This is a genomic window from Halalkalibacter sp. APA_J-10(15), assembly GCF_023017105.1.
GTDB lineage: Bacteria > Bacillota > Bacilli > Bacillales > Bacillaceae_D > Halalkalibacter.
This window is the reverse complement of sequence record NZ_JALKEV010000015.1, coordinates 87,793-110,277: the sequence shown is the minus strand read 5'-3', so window position 1 is coordinate 110,277 and position 22,485 is coordinate 87,793. Positions and strand designations below refer to the sequence as shown.

The 22,485-nt window shown below is 39.8% G+C and carries 20 protein-coding genes and 1 other RNA gene; 1 reads left to right on the top strand and 20 read right to left on the bottom strand.

What is annotated here, in order from left to right:
* Positions 1-106: 106 nt before the first annotated feature.
* The 4 genes from MW695_RS16940 to smpB all read right to left on the bottom strand — a co-directional run bounded on the left by MW695_RS16940 (position 107) and on the right by smpB (position 3,618).
* Positions 107-1,471: an IS1182 family transposase gene (locus MW695_RS16940; RefSeq protein WP_247106633.1), complete on the bottom strand. Its 1,365-nt coding sequence runs from the start codon at positions 1,469-1,471 to the stop codon at positions 107-109.
* Positions 1,440-2,195, bottom strand: a complete 756-nt coding sequence (locus MW695_RS16935) for a hypothetical protein (protein ID WP_247106632.1) — start codon at positions 2,193-2,195, stop codon at positions 1,440-1,442. The genes MW695_RS16940 and MW695_RS16935 overlap by 32 nt, the downstream gene beginning before the upstream one ends.
* Positions 2,196-2,675: 480 nt before the next feature.
* Positions 2,676-3,036: a transfer-messenger RNA gene (gene ssrA, locus MW695_RS16930) on the bottom strand.
* Between the two features lie 108 nt (positions 3,037-3,144).
* Positions 3,145-3,618, bottom strand: a complete 474-nt coding sequence (gene smpB, locus MW695_RS16925) for an SsrA-binding protein SmpB (RefSeq protein ID WP_247106631.1) — start codon at positions 3,616-3,618, stop codon at positions 3,145-3,147.
* A gap of 283 nt (positions 3,619-3,901) precedes the next feature.
* Between smpB and MW695_RS16920 the strand changes: the two genes are divergently transcribed.
* Complete coding sequence (locus tag MW695_RS16920; protein ID WP_247106630.1) at positions 3,902-4,102, top strand: YjfB family protein; 201 nt, start codon at positions 3,902-3,904, stop codon at positions 4,100-4,102.
* A gap of 166 nt (positions 4,103-4,268) precedes the next feature.
* Here MW695_RS16920 and rnr read toward each other — a convergent pair whose 3' ends face one another.
* The 16 genes from rnr to MW695_RS16840 all read right to left on the bottom strand — a co-directional run bounded on the left by rnr (position 4,269) and on the right by MW695_RS16840 (position 22,323).
* Positions 4,269-6,584 carry a ribonuclease R gene (rnr, locus tag MW695_RS16915; RefSeq protein ID WP_247106629.1) on the bottom strand — a complete coding sequence of 772 codons (2,316 nt, stop codon included), beginning with the start codon at positions 6,582-6,584 and terminating at the stop codon, positions 4,269-4,271.
* Between the two features lie 23 nt (positions 6,585-6,607).
* On the bottom strand, positions 6,608-7,342 hold the full coding sequence (locus MW695_RS16910) for an alpha/beta hydrolase (RefSeq protein ID WP_308446099.1): 735 nt from the start codon (positions 7,340-7,342) through the stop codon (positions 6,608-6,610).
* A gap of 314 nt (positions 7,343-7,656) precedes the next feature.
* A complete protein-coding gene (gene secG / locus MW695_RS16905) occupies positions 7,657-7,887 on the bottom strand; it encodes a preprotein translocase subunit SecG (RefSeq protein ID WP_247106627.1) in 231 nt (76 codons plus the stop codon).
* A 99-nt stretch (positions 7,888-7,986) separates the two neighbouring features.
* A complete protein-coding gene (locus tag MW695_RS16900) occupies positions 7,987-9,126 on the bottom strand; it encodes a GerAB/ArcD/ProY family transporter (protein WP_247106626.1) in 1,140 nt (379 codons plus the stop codon).
* Positions 9,127-9,137: 11 nt separating this feature from the next.
* A complete protein-coding gene (locus tag MW695_RS16895; RefSeq protein WP_247106625.1) occupies positions 9,138-9,377 on the bottom strand; it encodes a hypothetical protein in 240 nt (79 codons plus the stop codon).
* 10 nt (positions 9,378-9,387) lie between these two features.
* Positions 9,388-10,545 (bottom strand): Ger(x)C family spore germination protein, encoded by a 1,158-nt coding sequence (locus tag MW695_RS16890; protein WP_247106624.1) that lies wholly within the window; start codon positions 10,543-10,545, stop codon positions 9,388-9,390.
* An 11-nt stretch (positions 10,546-10,556) separates the two neighbouring features.
* Entirely contained in the window at positions 10,557-12,134 is a 1,578-nt protein-coding gene (locus tag MW695_RS16885) for a spore germination protein (protein WP_247106623.1), read from the bottom strand.
* 93 nt (positions 12,135-12,227) lie between these two features.
* Positions 12,228-13,685: a GMC oxidoreductase gene (locus tag MW695_RS16880; protein WP_247106622.1), complete on the bottom strand. Its 1,458-nt coding sequence runs from the start codon at positions 13,683-13,685 to the stop codon at positions 12,228-12,230.
* Positions 13,686-13,688: 3 nt separating this feature from the next.
* Positions 13,689-14,483, bottom strand: a complete 795-nt coding sequence (locus MW695_RS16875) for a sugar phosphate isomerase/epimerase family protein (protein WP_247106621.1) — start codon at positions 14,481-14,483, stop codon at positions 13,689-13,691.
* Between the two features lie 432 nt (positions 14,484-14,915).
* Positions 14,916-16,208 carry a phosphopyruvate hydratase gene (eno, locus tag MW695_RS16870; RefSeq protein ID WP_247106620.1) on the bottom strand — a complete coding sequence of 431 codons (1,293 nt, stop codon included), beginning with the start codon at positions 16,206-16,208 and terminating at the stop codon, positions 14,916-14,918.
* A 43-nt stretch (positions 16,209-16,251) separates the two neighbouring features.
* Positions 16,252-17,784, bottom strand: a complete 1,533-nt coding sequence (gene gpmI, locus MW695_RS16865; protein ID WP_247106619.1) for a 2,3-bisphosphoglycerate-independent phosphoglycerate mutase — start codon at positions 17,782-17,784, stop codon at positions 16,252-16,254.
* Positions 17,781-18,536, bottom strand: coding sequence for a triose-phosphate isomerase (tpiA, locus tag MW695_RS16860; protein ID WP_247106618.1), 756 nt, complete (start codon positions 18,534-18,536; stop codon positions 17,781-17,783). Before tpiA ends, gpmI begins: the two co-directional genes overlap by 4 nt.
* Positions 18,537-18,562: 26 nt before the next feature.
* Entirely contained in the window at positions 18,563-19,744 is a 1,182-nt protein-coding gene (locus MW695_RS16855) for a phosphoglycerate kinase (RefSeq protein ID WP_247106617.1), read from the bottom strand.
* Positions 19,745-19,840: 96 nt separating this feature from the next.
* Complete coding sequence (gap, locus tag MW695_RS16850; RefSeq protein ID WP_035345521.1) at positions 19,841-20,848, bottom strand: type I glyceraldehyde-3-phosphate dehydrogenase; 1,008 nt, start codon at positions 20,846-20,848, stop codon at positions 19,841-19,843.
* 62 nt (positions 20,849-20,910) lie between these two features.
* Entirely contained in the window at positions 20,911-21,942 is a 1,032-nt protein-coding gene (locus MW695_RS16845) for a sugar-binding transcriptional regulator (protein ID WP_247106616.1), read from the bottom strand.
* Between the two features lie 129 nt (positions 21,943-22,071).
* Positions 22,072-22,323, bottom strand: a complete 252-nt coding sequence (locus tag MW695_RS16840; protein WP_247106615.1) for a glutaredoxin family protein — start codon at positions 22,321-22,323, stop codon at positions 22,072-22,074.
* Positions 22,324-22,485 lie beyond the last annotated feature (162 nt).

Sequence of the window (22,485 nt, the reverse complement as noted above, 5' to 3'; positions counted from 1 at the left end):
TTAAAGGCCAAATACAAAAATTTTACAAATGAATCAATTTCATAACGCTTATTTCAACGTACCGATAAAAGCCGAATTTTCTTCTTACGTTTTTTAAAACATGTGTTTAAGCAGCTAGGTTGCCCTTATCTTCAGAAAATGACTTAGCTATACGATCACACGCGAGCTTCGCTCCGTTATAAACCAATTGCGTCAAATCAAACTGTACTTTTGCTCGTTTTCCTGTGCAGTAACGAACGTTGTTTAATTGGAAAAATCCTTTGAGATAAGCAATGACTCGTTCCACTGAATTTCGTTGCTTGTAGATGGTTTTCCATGCTTTTGAACCTCTAGCTGGAGCTGTGTAACGACGCAAATCAGTGGTGACCTTTACTTTATACACCTTTTGACATAACGAATCGTCAGCTAAAGGACAGCCGCTGCACTCTTTCGGACGTGTATATTTGATCGTCTCGTACTTCGAGTCATAACTATCATAACGATAAGAATGTTCTCGCACACAAGTGGGGGCAAAATGTCGATCAAACCCTTCAATCTCAGGCTCATTTCTCTTGTTGTAAGCAATCACCGATTGAGCTCCCATTCGATAGAGTTGTTGGTAAATCGCTGGATAGTCATACCCCGCATCAAGTGTGCCAAAGCGAATTGCAAGAGTGGATAACCGCTCTTGAACACCCTTTAATAAAGGGATAGCGGCTTTTCCATCATTCAAGTTACCAGAAGAAAAGAGCGATTGAAGAATGTATTGGCTTTTGGTTCCGACCGCAAAGTGTCCTTTATAACCGAACCAAAAGACGTTTTTTCCTTCACTGTTTTTCTTGATGCCCCACTTAGGATCAAGAGGTACAGTCGATCGTAACTCATTCAAAGAAGCATCAAGTTGAGCTTCAACCTTTTTCTCATAAAGAGGTAAAGCTGCTTCGTGTTCAGCTTTTTCTTGAAGCCATTTCTCTTGTTCTTCTTTGGATTTACGCCCGCGCTTTTTTGGCTGTGGTTTAGATCTTTCTTCTTTTGCTGGTGCCTGGTCACGAGCTTCAATATGAGTGGCATCAATAGCTATCGTTTCATCTGTAATAAACCCTTCTAAAACAGCTTGAAGGATTTGTGTTTCTTGAACACATTCAAGAACGTTTGATTCAACTAATTTTGTGAGCATCCTTGAATAAGACGCTTCAGATGGAATCGCATCAGATAGCAGAAAACCACAATCTAAACGGAACATATAATCATGTTTGAGACGTTTAATCAAATCTTTTATCGTTGGAATACGTTCAAGAATTCTAGCGGCAAGCGAGTAGATCATCGCGGCATAATTAAGTTGAACAGGCGCGCCATACAAGGCTTTTTTGGACACCACAGCTAACACTGGATAGATATCAATCATTGAAAAAACGGCTTCAAATCGGTGGGTAGGTTCTAAATCATATAAATCTTGCAGGTCAAATAGGCTTCCTTGTCGTATAATGGTCATAAGGGAGTCTTCCTCCAGTCGTTAGTTTTGTGTGGTAACTTACTAATTCGACTTTTGGGGAGGTACTCCTTTTTTGTGTTTGGTAAGCCTTGCGAGACCAAGGGCTCAAATTATGAAATTGATTCATATAATAAATAAAACTTCTAAATGTATGATTAATTCTTAGATTTTCACCAAGAACACCACTTTTGCCATTCTCTACTAAGTCTAGGTTTCCAAGTACAAAATCGAATCTTTGATATTCAACTACAAAATTAGGCATACCTCCAGTTATGTAAGAATTTAGTTGAATAGTATGTCCATTCATTATAGGTCCGAGATTAGCTATTAGTTTCCCTTTTTTTAATTTATTTATATCAAAGTCATATATTTTTAAATATCTTAAAGGCTGAGATGGTGTAATATAAATTTTTTCATTTGTTAATTCTCCTAAATCAATAATTTCAGTTATTTTATAATGTTTTTCTTCATCAATATAGGATACATCTATACTTTCAAATAGTGTCATTTCCATTTGTTTTATTAAAAACACTTTACCTATAATATAAGTAAAGAATAATATTACAGTAATTATCGAAGAAATAACTCCAATTAAAGTAACAAAATTTGTATCTCCATATTGCTTTATTAGTTTAGTAGTAATATTTTCCAGACCGATATTCCCTAATATATAACCAAATATAAGGATTAATATTACAGTAATAGATTTGATAATAAATTTCATAGAAAATATTGCTCCTCCTTTACAATACAGTTCATATAACAAACACTACCTTACTTTTCTAACTCATCAAAATGAAATGCCCTTATTATATAAATACTTTTCAGTTTACTCTGATTTTTCAGTAGTATTAATATATTCTAATATCAACAACTTTTTAAACGGTAATTCGTAAAATATGTGAAAGTAATCTGACACGCTTTACAGCGGTAACTCTTGGATCTAAACAAAATAATGATTCAAATAATCGGTCAGCTTCAAGAAAATAATTTCAAAATATAAAAGACCAATTTTAACTTATTTATGAAATAGTTAAAATCAGTCTTTTATATTTTACGAACACATTTTTAAAGTTAAGATTTTAGATACACTAACAGGATATAAAGCATATACTTACCTAAAGTTTTATAAAGCATATTGTTGCCACTTAGGCAAACTTATGCTTCAAGTCACAAACAGCAATTAAGTAATTTACGTTTATTTTGGTGGAGACGGTGGGAATCGAACCCACGTCCAGAAATAACGACACTTACGCTTCTACGAGCGTAGTCACTGTATTAGCAGTTCGCCAACAATTCAGCCCAATGACAGGCTTCCTTGTGACTAGTCTGATTGTTCTCTTCCTTCACCCTCAGACGGAGGGTAACCGGCGTAGCCCACTTAGAGTGAGTCCCGTATCCTACCACATGGGCGATGGAGGGCGGAACCGCAGAGTGCTATTAGGCAGCTACTGCGAAATTATTGTTTTCTTTGCCAGTTAATTGGCTTTGGCGTTTTAACGAGGCCGACCCCCTCGGCTCGCCACGTAAGCACGACCTATCCCTGTCGAATCCAAAACGTCCCCTTGATATCATAAAAGCTTCTTGCACCTTTTATGAGAAGAATCCAGAACATCATTTCGCCCTGGACTTCTTATTATAGCATAGCTAGCTTACGTTTCAACTGGTAATTATTATCCATTCATTCGTTCCTTTAACGCACGGTCAACTTCGCGCTTCGCATCCTTTCGCTTAAGCGTCTCTCGCTTATCATAATTCTTTTTCCCTTTGGCAAGTCCAATTAGTACTTTCGCGAATCCGTTTTTCAAATAAACCTTTAACGGCACTAGGGAATACCCTTTTTGCTGTGTTTGACCGATAAGCTGATTGATCTCCTTTTTATGAAGCAATAGCTTACGTGCTCTTACAGGATCATGGTTGTAGCGATTCCCTTGCTCATATTCACTAATATGAGCATTATGCAAATACGCTTCTCCGTTTGCAACACGTGCAAAGGAATCCTTCAAATTCATGCGACCTGCACGAATCGACTTGATTTCCGTCCCTTTTAACACAACACCAGCTTCAAACGTTTCTTCTATAAAATAATCATGTCTTGCCCGTTTATTTTGAGCAATTAGATTTGAGTCCCTGTCGTTCTTTGACATATATTAAACACCCTTTTTCTTGCGACATGCTTATATGATAGCAAAGCACATGAATAGACGTCAATTTCAAGTTCACCAAAAAGGAAATCATTTACCTTTTCAATGAAATGTAAACTCTCGAATTTGAAAAATTTATTAGATGACAACGTAGATTAATACTGGAAAAACTCTTTTATTCTAAATCACATATCCTCTTCAACAAGGTGATTATTATTTATTACTTAAATAACTAGAAATGCACTTGCAAACTAGTGTACAGTAAGTAATAGAAAGGTGGGATTTGATGGATATTGCCTTATTATCAATGGGAATGAGCCAAAACCAAGTGAATCAAAATGTCTCATTAGCGCTGATGAAAAAATCGCTCGGAACTGCTGAACAGCAAGGAGAAGCGCTACAAAAGCTAATGTCTTCTGGTGATGTGGCGAAGCTTCAGCAAGCGGCTCAGCCACATTTAGGAGGAACGATTGATTTGAAGCTGTAATCGTTTCATACGGCATTCATAGAGTGCGCACCATTCTCTCAATGCCTTTAAAGGAACACTGCACTATCACTCATTACGTTCGGGTATGCTCTAAGAGGCTTAGAGCATACCCGTTGATTTTAGATTTCCGCCCTCATACTATTCCTAATCAAGCACGATGAACGTTCTATTTTCGACGCTTCTTCCCTTTCTTCCGCTTGATGCTAGGGGCATTCTCATAGAATTTTTTCTTCTTTTTTTTGCCATCTCCATTTGTTTGATTGCTTTTTCCATTCAGCTTTAATCCTTGCTTCTTTTCACGCTTTCCACCGACAATGACTTTCGGTCGGTCTCGTCCTTCTCGACGAGCACGAGGCTTCATACCGACAATTTCAAAATCAATCGATGACTCATCAACATTGACACTTGCGACACGAACCTCGATTTCATCACCGATTCGAAATATTTGTCCAGTGCGTTCACCAATCATCGCATAATGACGGTCATCGAAACGATAATAGTCATCTGTTAAGTAGCTAACATGAACTAGACCTTCAATCGTATTTTCTAATTCAACAAACAAACCGAAATTTGTCACGCTACTAATAATCCCTGTGAATGTCTCACCAACTTTATTACTCATAAATTGTGCTTTCTTCACGTTATCTGTATCACGCTCTGCCTCAACAGCACGACGCTCCATTTCAGAAGAATGCTTAGTCAACTCCGGTAAGATTTCACGCATTTTCTCCTGTGTTTGTTCATCAACATTCCCTTTGATCGCATATTCACGGATTAAACGGTGGACGAGCAAGTCAGGGTAACGGCGAATAGGAGACGTGAAATGTGTATAAAATTCCGTCGATAAGCCAAAGTGCCCTAGACTATTTACATCATACTTCGCCTGCTTCATCGAACGTAGCATGACCGTACTTATGACCGTTTCCTCTGGCTCTCCCCTTACTTCTTCAAGAAGCATTTGCAACGCACGTGGATGAACGGTATTCGCATTTCCACGAACGACATAACCGAAATTCGTTATAAATTCGAGAAACTTTGATAGCTTTTCCGCATCTGGATCTTCGTGAATTCGATACACAAATGGCACCTTCAGCCAATGAAAATGCTCCGCAACAGTTTCATTCGCCGCTAGCATGAATTCCTCAATTAATTTTTCTGCAACAGAACGTGTTCGCAGCACAACGTCTGTTGGTTCACCTTCCTCATTAACGAGCACCTTCGCTTCATTAAAATCAAAGTCGATTGCCCCACGATCAAAGCGCTTTTTCCGTAAAGTCGCAGCCAGCTCCTCCATTAATTCAAAGAATGGCACAAGCTCTTCATAACGCGACTTTGTTTCCTCATCCTTATCAACTAAAATTTTATTCACATCAGTATACGTCATTCGTTCCGTCGTCTTAATCACACTTTGGAAAATATCATGCTTAACGACATGTCCTTGTGAGTTGATTTCCATTTCACACGATAACGTTAAACGATCGACTTGTGGGTTTAAACTACAAATCCCATTTGATAAGCGATGTGGAATCATTGGAATCACACGATCTACTAGGTAGACACTTGTTGCTCGGTCACTCGCTTCAACATCAATCGGCGAGCCTTCCTTCACATAGTGAGACACATCGGCAATATGGACACCGAGCAAATAGTGACCATTATCAAGCTGCTTCACATGAACCGCATCATCTAAATCCTTTGCGTCTGCTCCATCAATCGTAACAATCGTTTCATCACGCAAATCACGTCGCCCTTGTAAGTCATTTGGATCAATTTCATCAGGAACGGCATTCGCTTGTTCAAGCACCTCATCCGGAAAGTCAATAGGGATACCATATTTATAGATGATTGAGATGATGTCCATCCCTGGGTCATTTTTATGACCCAATACATTCATAACGCTCCCTTCTGCACTCATTCTACCTTCAGGATATTTCGTTATTTCGACAACGACTTTATGACCATCAATCGCGCCATTTTTTTCTTCTTTCGGAATAAAGATATCATTGGCAATCCGCTTATCATCAGCCACAACAAAGCCATATGATTTCTGATCGACAAACGTTCCTACTGTCGTCTTTACCCCTCTTTCCAATATTCGAACGATCTGACCTTCGGGACGTTCACCAGATGTTTGTTGATGAAGGCGAACTAACACCGTATCACCATTCATCGCACTTTTTAAGTCGGCATGGGATACGTATACATCATCTACACCGGCTTGCTCAGGGATAATAAAAGCAAACCCCTTCGCATGTCCTTGAACTCTTCCGCGCACAAGATTCATTTTCTCTGGAACGCCGTAACGGTTTGTTCTCGTACGAACGACTAGGCCGCGCTCCTCCATTTCATTTAGCACTTTTACTAAGTCTTTAAATTGCTCACTTCCACTAACTGCTAACAACTCTTCAATTTCGTTTATTAATAACGGCTTTTCCGCTTCTTGAAACAATGAGGTTAGCTGTTGTATTTTTTGTTCATTCATTTATACTTCACTCCTTTTCTCCATCAACTCCAATGTAACTGATCTAAAAAATGACCAATATCTTCATGAAGCTGATCTCGTTCTTTTCCTAAAGTAATGACATGAGTTGAATCTTCATACCACTTTACTTCTTTCTCTTCTGATGCTATACGTTGATGAATGATCGTTGCGCTATTGATATCAATCATTTCATCATGCCGTGCTTGGATGATCATCGCTGGCGCATGAATCTCTTCAAGTGACTGTTTGACTTGAATCATTTCCTCCTGTAATGCGACTAGTATATCCATTGACTCTCGGCGGAATCGTTCGATATCTATTGCGACTTGCTCTTTTCTTTTATAGTGGCTGACATAATCTCGTAGTCCTTCATAAATCGCACGCTCTGCTCTTAGCTTCATCGGTGTACACATCGGTATAACTCCGACAACCGGATAGGAATAGGCCAGCTTCAAACTAAACAGACCTCCAAGAGATAACCCTGCTACGGCTATTTTCTCATACCCTAACTCATGTAAATAGTGATACCCCGCTTTGACATCCTCCCACCACTCACTGGGTCTCGCTTGTAAAAGCAGCTGCGGCTCCTTACCATGCCCTCTATACAATGGTGCATGAGAGGTGTAGCCCTTCTTTTGCAAAAAGCGACCGAGCATTCGCACATCAGCAGTCGTTCCCGTAAATCCGTGTAATAACAACACAGCACGCTCTCCGTCTCCCGTAAACGTAAACGGTTGCGGTGCAACAGTTCTCATGATCATACCCTCATTCCAAAATAACCTTCCCTATCAATTTTCCCGATATCTCCTTAAACTAACCATCTAATAAGAAAAACACGCAGTGATTTTCTTATTACAGCGTCGTATGTAGCCGTTACAAGGGCTACAGCTTCTCTGAAAGTTTTTTCAAAAATGCGTGTAACGTGTGCAGCCGATGCCACTCGCGAATCCGCTATGTGCTCCTTGATTAAACTTCAAAGGCTTTTATACATGCTGATACTGTAAAAAACACAAGGGAGCGGCTTTTTTCTATAGAAAAAACGGTAGGTGCTAATCACCTACCGCTTCGTTCATTATAGGAAATATGCAACCGTTACCGTTAGTACAAAGAATAAAACAGCGAGCACGACTGTCGCACGAATTAATACCGCATCTAATCCTCGTGCTTTTTGCTTTCCGACTAACTGCTCCGCACCACCTGAGATCGCGCCAGATAAACCAGCACTTCTCCCAGATTGCAACAATACAACCGTAATTAATAAAATCGATACAATGATAAGTAGAACAAATGCTACAGTTTCCACAACCTACACCTCCACACCGTAAATACACACTATTTATAATGTAGCATAAAGGATGTCCATTCTACAACTAAAAAATATAAATTGTATCCATTCTACGACTTAAATATCCAGTTCTTTTGATTCTTCTTTTGAACGCTTCTTCCTTTTCCGCCATTTTTTAATCATAGTTATTAGCGCCATTAATGTTATAGGTATAACTGCGACAATTGTAATAAAAAGAGGCCAAATGACTCCTACATGATCAGCAAATTCGAGCTCATGCTCATACAATGTCACAGACATAAGTAAACACAAAAATGAAATTGGAAAAACGAATATTCTTGTACTCTTCTCCCCTACCATTTCATTAAATAACGTATGAATCATATAAAGAACAATCGTTGCTTTCATATAAGAACCAATAATCCAGCTCATTGCCATTACCGCTTCGATACGCGTTAGTATATCTTGTACATCAATTAAAGTAGATATGTAAAACAACGAATATTTCACCTTTGTTCCTATTGGTCCTAAAACCATAATTGAAATGAAAACAGCAGTTAATAAAAGTAGCGTTGTTAAAATGTATGCAACAATCATTCCGCGTCTTAAAGTACCGGCTTCCTTCTGACGAGCAAATGGTAGTAATATCGCAAATAAAATAACTTCACTGTAAGGAAAACCAAATACAAAATACGCTCCATGCAAAATCGGCTTCCATCCATCAGGGGTAAGCGGGAGAATGTATTGCGGTTCAATAACGGGCACAATCATCAGCAAAAACACACCGTATACAGCCATGACAAAAAGAATCAACATTGTAAACATTCGACCAATGACTTCAATCCCACAAAAAATCGTTAATGCTGCAACAAGAAAAATAAATCCTTGGACAATGTATAAAGGAGTTGCACGCATAACTGTGTTATGTAAAAACATACCTACATCCAATATAATATTTGACACCATAATGACTAATAGCATCAATATTAATCCGATGACAACATAAGAAAGCCACTTTCCATAAACCTTTTTCGTATATTCAAAAAAAGTACTACCTCTATGCGCTTTATTTAAATACAAGATGACGATTAAGATCCCAAAGCCAACAATAGAAGTAAGAAGCAACGAAATCCAAGCTCCATTTTCAGCATTTGTAATTAATGGAGAAGGGATATTTACTAAAGCAGAGCCTACCATATAGCATAAGAAAATAAACGCCATCTGATGATCACTTACTATTTCCTTTGATTGTTCCATCCCTTCCCTCCTTATTCGATGACCATCCAATCGACTATTTGCTTAGCCGGCTGGTACAGTACATCATGCAACAAGTCTGATAAATTGTACCAATTTAAAATGAGAATAAAATCGGCACTTAAATAAATAGCTACAGCTACAATGGTAAAATAAATGATGTTGATTTTGCGACCTTTCTTTTTCAGCTTAGGAAAATCATAGACCATTAAACCTATAAATAATATTGTCAACATGATCACTTTTGTAGTCATGACCCATCACCTAATCCATTTCCACAAATGGTTTTAAATCGACTAGTCCAGAGCTTACAATTTCCACGTTAATATCATAAACAAATTGAGCACTTTCAAAATACTCTTCCCAATCGTCCTTTATTTCTTCCCATTTCTTAGCATCCTTTTTATGATAATCATTTCCTATATTTAGAACATCAATTTTTTTCTTTTTTACTCCTTCTATCGTTTTATTCAAATCTTCTTCAATCGTCTCTTCTATTTTTTGAGCGTATGCATTTACTTCTTCCGATGTTTCTAAAACCGTATCACACATTAACTCACGAACTCTTACTTCAAATTCGATATCAACATCCACAATTATCTGTTCACCTACTAAATCTGGAGAAACTCGAGATTCTCTTACAATTAATTCCATATTATCCGATTTCGATACACTCGGATCTTCTTCACAAGGTATTTTCCAAATTCCCCGATTATATTGTTGTCGAATTATTAGAACATGCTGGGTTTCTATACCATCTAAATCTCCAACCATAACTCCATCTTTAATAATCGCAACTCCTGTAAGAGGAGATGTTGTAATTTCTTTTTCAATCTTCTTCTCAACTAGTGGGACAATCGCCACTCCTAGCTCACTTTGAAGCTGCAGACTAAGCTCATGTAGTGTCGTATCCAATGTATTTCCCGCCTCATCATGAGAAATCCTTTGAAGCTCACGAAGCTGACGACTTGATGCATATTCAAACATTGGTTCGGTCGCTAAATAGTCACTTCCTTTACCTTTTCCGATCATTAAATTAGTCGTTGCACGCGGCTCTTGCTCCCGATAAAAAAAGGCTAGGATGTCATTAAAGTGGCGGTGTCGGACAGTCTCTTCCCCAACAACAATTACCTGCATATGACTCCAATTCGCTTTTCTCCCAAAATAGTTCACTAAATTTCTAGCAGCTTCAGATACCGACTCACTTTCAATTGTCGTTACAATTGGTTCTCTACCACCACCACCTCCGCCTTCAGAGGAACCAATCATAACAGGTCGGTAAAACTGAACCGTTAGTTCAACCTTTTCTTGATCTTCATCAATCGCCGCTCCTAAAATAAATCCTCTCTCCATTAATTCACGTTGATCCCAACAGCCAGCAAGAAATAGAAGAGCGATCATCAATAAGAATATACGCTTCAATATTTTCACCCTCATTTCTCATTCGATGGTTGTGGATATTGATGCTCTTTATGGTTGCGAGGAGAACGCAATAATTTCCCAATTGACACTCGGATGAAGGCATCTCTTAGCTTCTTTGGTCTTAATGGAGCAAACGGGGCTAAATATGGGATACCTAATGATCTTAACGAGCTTAAATGAAGAAGGATGAGCAATAGGCCAACCATGATACCAAACCCACCTAACGTCGCAGCTAAAAACATTAAAGGGAACTGTAAGATTCTGTAACTAATACCTAAGTTATATTGTGGTACTGCAAAGGATGATATTCCTGTTAACGCCACAACAACGACCATGATAGGTGAAGCAATTCCTGCTTGAATGGCCGCTTCACCAATAATGAGTGCACCTACGATACTAACGGCTTGTCCAACAGGCTTAGGCATACGAATTCCAGCCTCACGCATCAGCTCAAAAAAGAAAACCATAATCAATGCTTCAATTAAAGCAGGGAACGGAATCCCCTCTCTCGTATTAATAATTGCCAATAGTAAGATCGTTGGGATCATCTCTGGATGAAACGTAGATAACGCAATGTAAACACTCGGTAATGTTAGCGCGATAATAACGGCAATAAAGCGCATTAACCGAATTGTAGTTGAAATGATCGAACGTTGGTAATAATCCTCAACAGACTGAAATAACTCTAAATAGAGTGCAGGGCAGATTAGGATAGAGCCCGTTCCATGAACAAGCACAATAATTTTTCCATCAAGTAAGGCAGCATTAGCCGTATCCGGGCGCTCTGTATATCGATATTGTGGAAAAGGAGAAAGAGTTGAATCTTCAATTAGTTCTTCTATAAATGTCGTTTCTAATATTTCTAATTCCTTCACCTTTTCCATACGCCTTTCAAATTCAGATAAAACTTCAGCGTCAACAGCACCTTCTAAATACATATACGCAATTTCCGTACGAGTCACTTTACCAACATGCATGGATTTAAGCTTCAAATGCTTCGACTGCATCCTCGAACGAATTAAACCGATATTCTTCTTTAAATCTTCTACCGTCCCCTCATGAGGACCTATAATGACTGATTCTGTCGAGGGCTCGTCAACAGCTCGACCTTCAATTGAAATCGCCTCAAACGCTAATGCTTGATCCCAACCATCAATAAATAGGACAAAATAGCCCGCCAATACTTTTGTAGTCGCTTCTTCATAATCATTAATTAGAACAGGGGTTTCATTTGTTACGCCATGGTTTATAACAAAATGCTTAAGACGATCTAACGTAATTTCATTAGCTGGACCTACTTCATGCTTTACAACATCCTGTAATAACGACTTCACGAAGTTCACTTTTTCTTTTTGAACGAGTGATTGACAATGCATAATGAATGATTGAATAGACAGATGAGGCCCAAACTGATAATCGTGAAAACTAATATCGTCTGAGTCTTTAAAAATATCGCCCATCTTTGATCTACTATCTTTAAGCTGACTGTCTATTCTTTTCATTTGCTTAATGGAATCATCAATAAGCTGCTCTTTCTTGCTAACACCAGACCTCTGCTTAATACGCCATCCATTTCGACGTGGGCTCATACCAATTACTCCTCGTTTTACGAAAGTTTATAGTTAGGATGAGCAATTTTGTTATATTCATGCAACAAATACTATTGTTTTTCATCGTCCAAATCATTCATCTACTAATTCCCTAATGATTGTATCTCCCGTTCGTAAGCTTAAAGACATCGTCGTTAACGTAGGGTTTGATCCGAGAGTCGGTAAAATACTGTTATCAGCTATCCATAGCCCCTTTACACCATGAACAGCGCAAGTGGAATCAACAACTGAATCACTCGGGCTCATTCCCATCCGACATGTCCCTGACTCGTGATAATCACTTCCTGGAATTGTTAAACAAAGCGGTTCATCCCCCTCCTTCTCCGTACCTATTTCAGCTCCAATTGACTGAATCATTCGCTCCGTATCAATTAGTGCTTGATGTAGCAATTGCCTGTCTAATTCACTACTTTGATAAAGGGTCAACAGCTTGTTATTATCTAATGTCACACGATTTCGATAACGTGAAAGTACTTTAACAAAACCGTAAAAGCCTAACTGTCGATCGGCTTCTGGAAATATTTGTACGAAATATGGAGCATCCGGACGCTGTCTGACGTAGCAAGGTGTAATTTCTGAAAAAAAGTCTCCCACTTTTTCAGATGTGAATGCTCTCATTTTGAAGAAAGTATGTTTGATTAAATAGCGCCCGACAGGTAAATGATCAAATGATGATTGCAACAAAATACGTGGAGTTTGAAATGCATTGGCAGCTAAAACGACTTTTTTTGCTTTAATTTGATGAACACGTTCGTCACGATCGATGGCTTCAACACCTTGAACTTGGTCTCCATTCATCAACACTTTTTGCACAGGTGCATGAATAGCAATATCGATGTCCCTTTTACCTAATGCTGCTCCAATTAAAGTGAGCGAGCTTGAAAACACATCAGGAAGCGCTCGACCTTCCTGCCACTCTAATCGTGCGGCAAACGGCATAATAAAAGCGGGGTAATTATCTCGCCACAATTGCTGTAAAAAAAGATTCGTTTCCACCGTTGTCGACGGCTCCTGGACATAGAGGATTTGTTCGGCTAATTCATAATACGGTTCAATATCATCATACGAAATCGGCCAAAAGGTAAATTCATACGGCTGAAACCGAACCGCGACTCCCCCCCATATGATCGCTTTTCCCCCAAATCCAATCAACTGTTTAGAGGCTGGTAAATCCGGTTCCCCGATCGGTCGGCTAATGTTATCGTTAAATCGATACGCATCGCGCCGTCCCTCTAAAGTTGGAATATTATTAACATGAGTTGGAATATACAATCCACCCGCATCAATCATTCCAATCTTTTTCTCTTCTATCCCTTCCTCTTGCGCCAGCTTCCATATAAGCGCACTGGCCCCTGCACCTGTTCCTACAATTATCACATCATATTCTTGTTTAGCCATTTCTTCAATAGGCGTTAGTGGAACCCACGTATCTAATGGTTTCTCTGGTCGGTCTGGTGGGCAAATCGGAATCTGATCCGGTTGGAACTCTTGGTGCGTATATTCCTCCTGAGAAAAAAAGCGTTGACCCATCTTTTATCGACTCCTTCCTTTCCATTTCTGAACAAATTCGCTATTGATTTGCGCACTTTCTAATGGTGGACGTTCAAAATGCTCCTGTTCGACAAAATAATAACGTACTCCGAATCGTTCAAGCTGTTTTAAAGTTAGGCGATAATCGATAATCCCCCGATCTAATTCGATTGTTTCACATGTAGGTCCCGCTTCTTTTATATGAACAAGTGGTGTTCGCCCCTTATATTTCTCTAACATTTCTAACGGTTCAAAACCTGCTTTAAATGTCCAGTAAAGGTCTATCTCTAATACCAAATCACTATCTACTTCTCGTAATAGTCGATCAATGACTAATTCTCCTGATGGCAAAGGTTCAAATTCTTCTTGGTGATTGTGATAAACAAGTTGGAGACCTTCTTCTTTAACGATTTTAGCTATTTTTTTTATAGAATAAATAAGTTGTTGAAAAGCAGCTTCCTCTTTAAAAATGTCAGGCTCAACGAAAGGGATAACAATGTATGTGGTACCAACGACCTTCGCATATTCAATTTCAGCTTGTAAATCTTCTACTAGATGCTCAAATTGAACATGAGAAGCTGGAGCTTGTAAAGAGGCATCTCGCAAATATTGTTTCATAACAGATGCAGACACATCACCATAACCAGCAAACTCTACTGTCTCATATCCCATGGCCGATAATGCTTGTAACGTTTGCAAAGGATGTTCTCTAAATTCCTTTCGCACAGAGTACAATTGAATTCCTGGTGGAATTGGATCATATTCTTTTAATTGATCTTGATCAAAAACAAAGCGCACCTTTGTCAGTCCCTTCTGTCATCCGACTCATTAATTATATGTATAAAAAAGATAAGCCCTTTAGACCTGTAATAATGAGATCCGTGTATTTACACTAACCCCATATTAGTGAAATACTGATATTCAAATTAATGGCTTTTTTTCTTGGATGCAGATTTAAAAGTGCATTCAAGTCAAACATGCATCTATACTTTTTATGACGCATATTTCCTCTTGATCCTCCTCCAAACATACACCTATCACCCTTGCTGGCCCATCTTTCCTCTCGATTCTCTCCTAAACCTTGCGCCTCTCACCCTCACTGGCATAGCTTTTCTCTCGATTCTCTTTCCAACCTACACCCCATTCCTTTTCGAGCTATGAGACTGCTCGCCAAAAGAAAAAAGCCTTAAAAAGGGCACATACTCCCTTCTTAAGGCTTTTCATTAAAAATTACTTATCATTTAAATTGTAGAATGAAGATAGTCCACCGTATGTTGCCACGCTAGCTAGCTCGTCTTCGATGCGAAGTAGCTGGTTGTACTTCGCTACACGGTCTGTACGTGAAGGAGCACCAGTCTTAATTTGACCAGCGTTTGTCGCAACAGCGATATCCGCAATCGTTGCATCCTCTGTTTCACCAGAGCGGTGAGAGATGACTGCTGTGTAACCAGCACGCTTCGCCATTTCAATTGCTTCAAACGTTTCTGTTAACGTCCCAATTTGGTTTACTTTGATTAGGATAGAGTTTCCAATTCCTTTTTCAATACCTTCAGAAAGCTTCTTCGTGTTCGTAACAAATAAATCATCGCCGACAAGCTGAACTTTCTCACCAAGGCGATCTGTCAGAAGCTTGAAGCCTTCCCAATCGTTTTCGTCAAGACCATCTTCAATTGAGATAATTGGGTATTTCGATACAAGCTCCTCATAGAAGTTCACCATTTCTTCAGCTGTCAAGCTCTTACCTTCTCCAGCTAAATGATATTTACCGTCCTCTTTGTTGTAGATTTCAGAAGCAGCAACATCCATAGCCAGCTTCACTTCTTCACCTGGCTTGAAGCCTGCTTTTTCGATGGCTTCGATAATTGTTGAAAGAGCTTCTTCATTAGATGATAGGTTAGGTGCGAATCCACCTTCATCACCTACAGCTGTGTTGTAGCCTTTGCTCTTAAGAACCGCTTTAAGGTTATGGAAAATTTCTGCACCCATGCGAAGGGCTTCTTGGAAGTTTTCAGCACCTACTGGCATAACCATGAATTCTTGAATGTCAACGTTATTGTCAGCATGCTCACCACCATTGATGATGTTCATCATTGGTACCGGAAGCTGCTTTGCGTTAAATCCACCAAGGTAGACGTATAAAGGAATACCTAGAGCATCTGCAGCTGCATGTGCAACAGCCATTGATACACCTAGAATCGCATTAGCGCCTAATTTTCCTTTGTTATCCGTTCCGTCAAGCTCAATCATCAATTGATCGATGCCGACTTGGTCAAGTGCGTCGATTCCGATTAATTCTGGCGCAATGATTTCATTAACATTCTCAACCGCCTTTAATACACCTTTACCCATGTAACGATCGCCGCCGTCACGTAATTCAACCGCTTCGTATTCACCAGTTGATGCACCACTTGGAACAAGTGCACGCCCCATAGCGCCAGACTCAAGATATACTTCTACTTCTACTGTCGGGTTACCACGAGAATCTAATACTTCGCGAGCATAAACATCTGTAATCATTGTCATTATCATTCACTCCTTATTAGTTATCATAAACGACTGAAGTCGCTTATTTAATTAATGTCTTTCCTGTCATTTCTTTCGGCTGACTTCCACCTAAAATACTTAAAACGGTTGGCGCTAAATCTGCAAGAATGCCGTCTTCACGTAACGAAAGTCCTTCATCTGTCACAATAACAGGAACACGATTCGTCGTATGTGCCGTCATCGCGTTGCCGTCTAGCGTTACAACTTCATCAGCATTACCATGATCAGCTGTTATGACAGCAGCACCACCCTTTGCCAAGATCGCATCAACGACACGTCCAAGACATTCATCAACAGTCTCTACCGCCTTAATTGTAGGCTCAAGCATACCAGAATGTCCAACCATATCCGGATTAGCAAAGTTTAAAATAATTGCATCATGCTTATCAGCTTCAATTTCCTTCACTAATGCATCCGTTACCTCATATGCGCTCATTTCAGGCTGCAAATCATAGGTTGCAACCTTAGGTGAATCAATTAAGATGCGCTCTTCATTCGGAAATGGCTCTTCACGACCGCCACTGAAAAAGAAGGTCACGTGAGGATACTTTTCCGTTTCAGCAATACGAAGCTGTTTGTACTGCTGTTGTGCCAACACTTCACCTAGTGTGTTATCAAGGTTCGATGGCTTAAATGCCACATACCCATCAACCGTTTCACTAAAATGAGTTAAGCAAACGTAATGAAGGTTCGTTGGATGCTGATCACCACGATCAAAGCCACGGAAGTCCTCATTCGTAAAGACTTGAGACATTTGAATCGCACGATCAGGACGGAAGTTAAAGAAGATAACCGCATCATCATCTTGAATCGTTCCAATTGGAATACCATCTTCCTCTGTTATCACAGAAGGAATGACAAATTCATCAAAGATGTCATTTTTATAATTATCTTCAATCACTTGTACAGGATCTGTATACGTTGGACCTTCTCCATACACCATTGCACGGTATGATTTCTCCACTCGATCCCAACGCTTATCACGATCCATCGCATAGTAGCGTCCGTGAAGAGAAGCGATCTGACCTACTCCAAGCTCTTGTAACTTTTCCTGCAAGTTACGAACATAGATTTCAGCTGATGTTTGGCCGACATCACGACCATCTAAAAAGCCATGTACATAGACCTTCTCCACTTGTTCTCGTTTTGCAAGCTCAAGTAAGGCAAATAGATGATTAATATGACTATGAATTCCACCATCTGACAGTAATCCATACACATGTAAAGCACTGTTCTTTTTCTTCACATGGTTCATCGCATCAAGAAATGTTTCATTTTCAAAGAAGTCACCTTCACGAATCGATAAATTCACTCGCGTTAAGCTTTGATAAACGATTCGACCAGCACCAATATTTAAATGGCCCACTTCGGAGTTCCCCATTTGCCCTTCAGGTAAACCGACCGCTTCCCCTTGTGCTTCAAGTGTAGCGTGCGGATATTGATTCCAATAGCGATCGAAATTAGGCTTATTCGCTTGTACGACAGCGTTCCCTTTTTCTTCCTCTCTCATCGCAAATCCATCAAGGATGATGAGAGCTACCGGTTTCTTGCTCATTTGCCTTCCTCCAATAGAGATAAGAATGAAGCTGTCTCTAAGCTTGCACCACCAACTAGGGCACCATCGATATCAGATTGCGCCATGTACTCTTTAATGTTAGCAGGCTTCACGCTTCCACCATATTGAATACGTACCGCTTCTGCTGCAGCTGGTGAGAACGCCTCGGCAACGACTTTACGAATATAAGAACATACTTCATTTGCATCTGTGGCAGACGAAGACTTCCCTGTTCCAATAGCCCAAATTGGCTCATACGCGATTACTGTATGTTTCACTTGCTCCTCTGTTAATCCAGCAAGACCAGCTTCTACTTGGACTTTGACAACATCATTCGTGTTACCCGCTTCACGCTCTTCATCCGTTTCCCCACAACACATAATCGGAACAAGGTGATGTTTGAACGCGGCATGTACTTTTTTGTTGACCGTTTCATCCGTTTCAGCAAACATTTCACGGCGTTCAGAATGACCAATGATCACATAGTCAACGCCGATATCCGCTAAAGCGACTGGGCTAATCTCACCTGTAAATGCACCATTTTCCTCAAAGTGAACGTTTTGTGCACCTACTTTTAAGTCTGTACCTTTTGTATCATTTACTAAACTTTCTAAAAATAACGCTGGTGAACAAACAACAGCATCCACTTCACTATTTGCTGGAACACTATTTTTTACTTCTTGAACAAATTGCTTTGCTTCACCTAACGTTTTGTTCATTTTCCAGTTACCTGCAATAATTGGCTTACGCATTTTTTCACCCCGTTTAATGATTTAAATTATTTGTCTGATAATGCGACAACTCCAGGAAGCTCTTTACCTTCCATGAACTCTAATGATGCACCGCCACCAGTCGAAATATGACTCATTTTCTCAGCCATGTTGAACTTTTCAACAGCTGCTGCTGAATCTCCTCCGCCGATTACTGTATACGCATCACTGTCTGCCAGCGCTTGTCCAACAGTCTTCGTTCCTTTAGAAAATGCTTCTAATTCGAATACACCCATCGGTCCATTCCAAATAACAAGCTTTGAATCTTTGATGACTTTTTCATATGTAGCACGTGTATTTGGACCAATGTCTAGTGCTTCCCAATCAGATGGAATCGAATCGATCGCAACCGTCTTAATGTTCGCATCATTCGAGAAATCATCCGCAACCGTTACATCCTCAGGCAAATAAAGATTCACACCATTTTTCTTTGCTTTTTCCATGAATGATTTTGCCAATTCAATTTTATCCTCTTCAAGCAAAGAAAGTCCAATTTCATGACCTAATGCCTTAACAAACGTATACGCAAGTCCGCCACCAATAATTAAGTTATCGACTTTTTCTAATAAGTTCTCAATAACACCGATCTTATCCTTTACTTTCGCACCACCGATAATCGCTGTAAATGGACGCTCTGGATTTGATAGAGCCTTTCCAAGAACCTCTAATTCCTTTTGCATTAACAAACCGGCTGCAGATGGTATATGATGTGCTATACCTTCTGTTGACGCGTGAGCACGGTGAGCTGTACCAAATGCATCGTTCACATACACATCAGCTAAAGCTGCAAATGCTTTCGCTAGCTCAGTGTCATTCTTCTCTTCACCAGCATAGAATCGTACATTCTCTAATAATAGCACGTCACCGTCAGCCAATTCATTCGCCGCTTCCTCTGCTACAGGCCCGTGTGCTTCATCTACCTTCTTTACGTCCTTACCAAGTAATTCACTTAATCGTTTCGCAACAGGCGTTAACCGAAGCTCTTCGACAACTTCACCTTTCGGACGACCTAAGTGTGAAGCTAAAATAACACGAGCACCTTGCTCAACAAGATGTTGAATCGTCGGAATAGCAGCACGAATACGTGTTTCATCCGTTACTTCGCCGTCCTTCATTGGTACATTAAAGTCAACACGACAAAATACTTTTTTTCCTTTTAGATCAAGATCAAGTATAGACTTTTTATTCATTAGAGTGGAGACCCCCTTCAAGTTGTTTATACGCTTTAAGACAGCGGAAAGAGGAGGAGAATAACCTTCTACCTCCTCTATCTACTGTGCTATCTATTATAGTCCTTTGCTTGCAATGTATTCAACTAAGTCCACAACTCGGTTAGAATAACCAGACTCGTTGTCATACCAAGAGATCACTTTAACCATGTTCCCTTCCATAACCATAGTTGAAAGAGCATCAATTGAAGAAGAGTGTGCATTACCATTGTAATCAGTAGATACTAATGGCTCTTCGCTGTAGTTAAGGATTCCTTTTAAAGGACCTTCAGCCGCTGCTTTGAAAGCACCGTTTACATCTTCTACAGTGACATCCTTGTCAAGCTCTGCAACTAAATCAACAAGAGAAACGTTTGGAGTTGGTACACGCATTGCTCCACCGTTTAATTTACCTTTAAGCTCAGGAAGAACAAGAGCAACAGCCTTCGCAGCACCCGTAGTTGTAGGGATGATGTTCTCAGCAGCCGCACGAGCACGACGGTAATCTTTGTGTGGTAAATCAAGAATTTGTTGGTCATTTGTGTATGAGTGAACAGTTGTCATCATACCGCGCTTAAGACCGAATGTATCGTTAAGAACTTTCGCGAATGGCGCAAGACAGTTAGTTGTACAAGAAGCGTTAGAAATAACGTCATGGCTTGCAGCATCATATTTGTCTTCGTTAACACCCATTACGACTGTAATATCTTCATCAGATGCAGGAGCAGAAATGATAACCTTCTTAGCACCAGCTTCAATGTGCTTAGCAGCATCCGCACGTTTTGTGAAGAAACCAGTTGATTCCACAACAACCTCTACTCCACGCTTATCCCACTCAAGCTTTGCTGGGTCACGCTCAGCAGAAATATTGATTTCTTTTCCGTTAACAACTAATGCATCACCATTTACTGATACTTCAGCATCTAGCTTGCCATGTACAGTGTCATACTTTAAAAGATGTGCAAGCATGTTTGCATCTGTTAAATCGTTAATTGCAACTACCTCAACGTTAGAGTTGTTTAAAGCTGCACGGAAAACGTTACGTCCGATACGTCCAAAACCATTAATACCAATTTTTGTTGCCATGTTCAATCTCCTCCTAAATATGAATCTTAATTTATAAGAAAAACGCATAGCGCCTTTTCTACTTATTCGTGGGGTAATGCTAATAATGATTCAGCCGCTGCTTCATCCGTAATGAGTACGTCACTAGGGCGATAGTTCATAAAGGCTGATATCGCTTGTGCTTTTGAGTCTCCACCAGCGATGGAAATGACATATTTATCATCATTTTCGAGATCATCTAGCTGTAAGCCAATCGTCCGTTGTTTATGAATCGGCTTACCCATTCGATCAAAATAAAAACCAAATGCCTCACCAACTGCATCCTCGTCAACGAGCTTGTCAACAAAGGAGTGCTGAGACTGACGACGGAGCGCCATCGTTTTCGCATCTCCAATTCCGTGGATAACAGTCGATGCTGATTTAATCAGCTTTAGGATATCCTGTAAAGAAGGTTCTAATACAAGAGATGCATATGCTTCCTCGCTAATTTGCTCAGGAACATGTAACAGCCTGTACTGTGCCCCAGCACGACTAGCTAATTTTGCACTAATCGTATTCGCTTGATTCTCCACTTGCTCACCAAGTCCACCACGTGCTGGAATAAAGGTCACACTACGCATATTCACCTCAGGCATCATCATATCGGCAACAGCAGCAAGCGTTGTACCACCCATCACCGCAACGACATCGTTAGGCTTTAAGCGTGATTTCAATAGCTGAATACAAGCACGTCCAAGCTCCTTTTTCACCCATTCATCTTCATCACTATTTCCTGCAACGACGAAGACACGTTTAATGCCAAAGCGTCTTTCCAAGCTCTTCTCAAGGTCACGTAAACCGAACAATTCCTTCATCACTTCTTCAAGTGTTAAGAAAAGCTGTTCGCCATCTGGCGTAATACTCATCCCTGCTGAAGCAAAATGAACAAGTCCTTGATCCTTTAAAAACGTTACCTCTTTACGCAAGACACGTTCAGAAAGCTGAAGGTTTTGCGCCAGGCTTCTACGCCCAATCGGCTGCATCAATTTTATGTATCGAATAATTCTATAGCGCTTGATCATCACATCAAGCAAATCGGGCAATAATTTCCGTTGAATGTCTAATATCCGCTTCATTACGAGTCAAGCTCCTTTTCATAAATGGACTTTTTTTGTCCCGTATAGACGTTTCATGTCCCGATCGCTATAAAAAAAGAGAACCACAGGCTCATATTTATAGTAACAAGGATAGCGGTATTTCACAAGTTAATTTTCGCCATTTTTCGATTGTAACCGCTTTAATAGTTTATTTTCTGAAATTTGTCCGAAATCAATCTCTTCTCCTTCTATCTCAACAACCGGAATCATTAATTGGTATTTCTCAAGTAGCTCGTCATCTTCATAAATATCAATAACGCGAATTGATAGCTCATATTGTTCCTTTAACGTCTTTATTTTAGCAATCGCTTTATCACATAATGGACAATGGTGTTTAGAATAGATAACAATTTCTGTCATTATACATAACCCCCTTTAGTCTAACTTCCCATTGAAGTCAGTTGATTAATTTCATAATCGAATCCTCATTCCACTTCTGCATGTTTTCTTGCATTCAGTATTACTGAAGCTTACGAACGGAATAAGGATCGATTTTTTCATTTACAATCATTTTACTGTTGT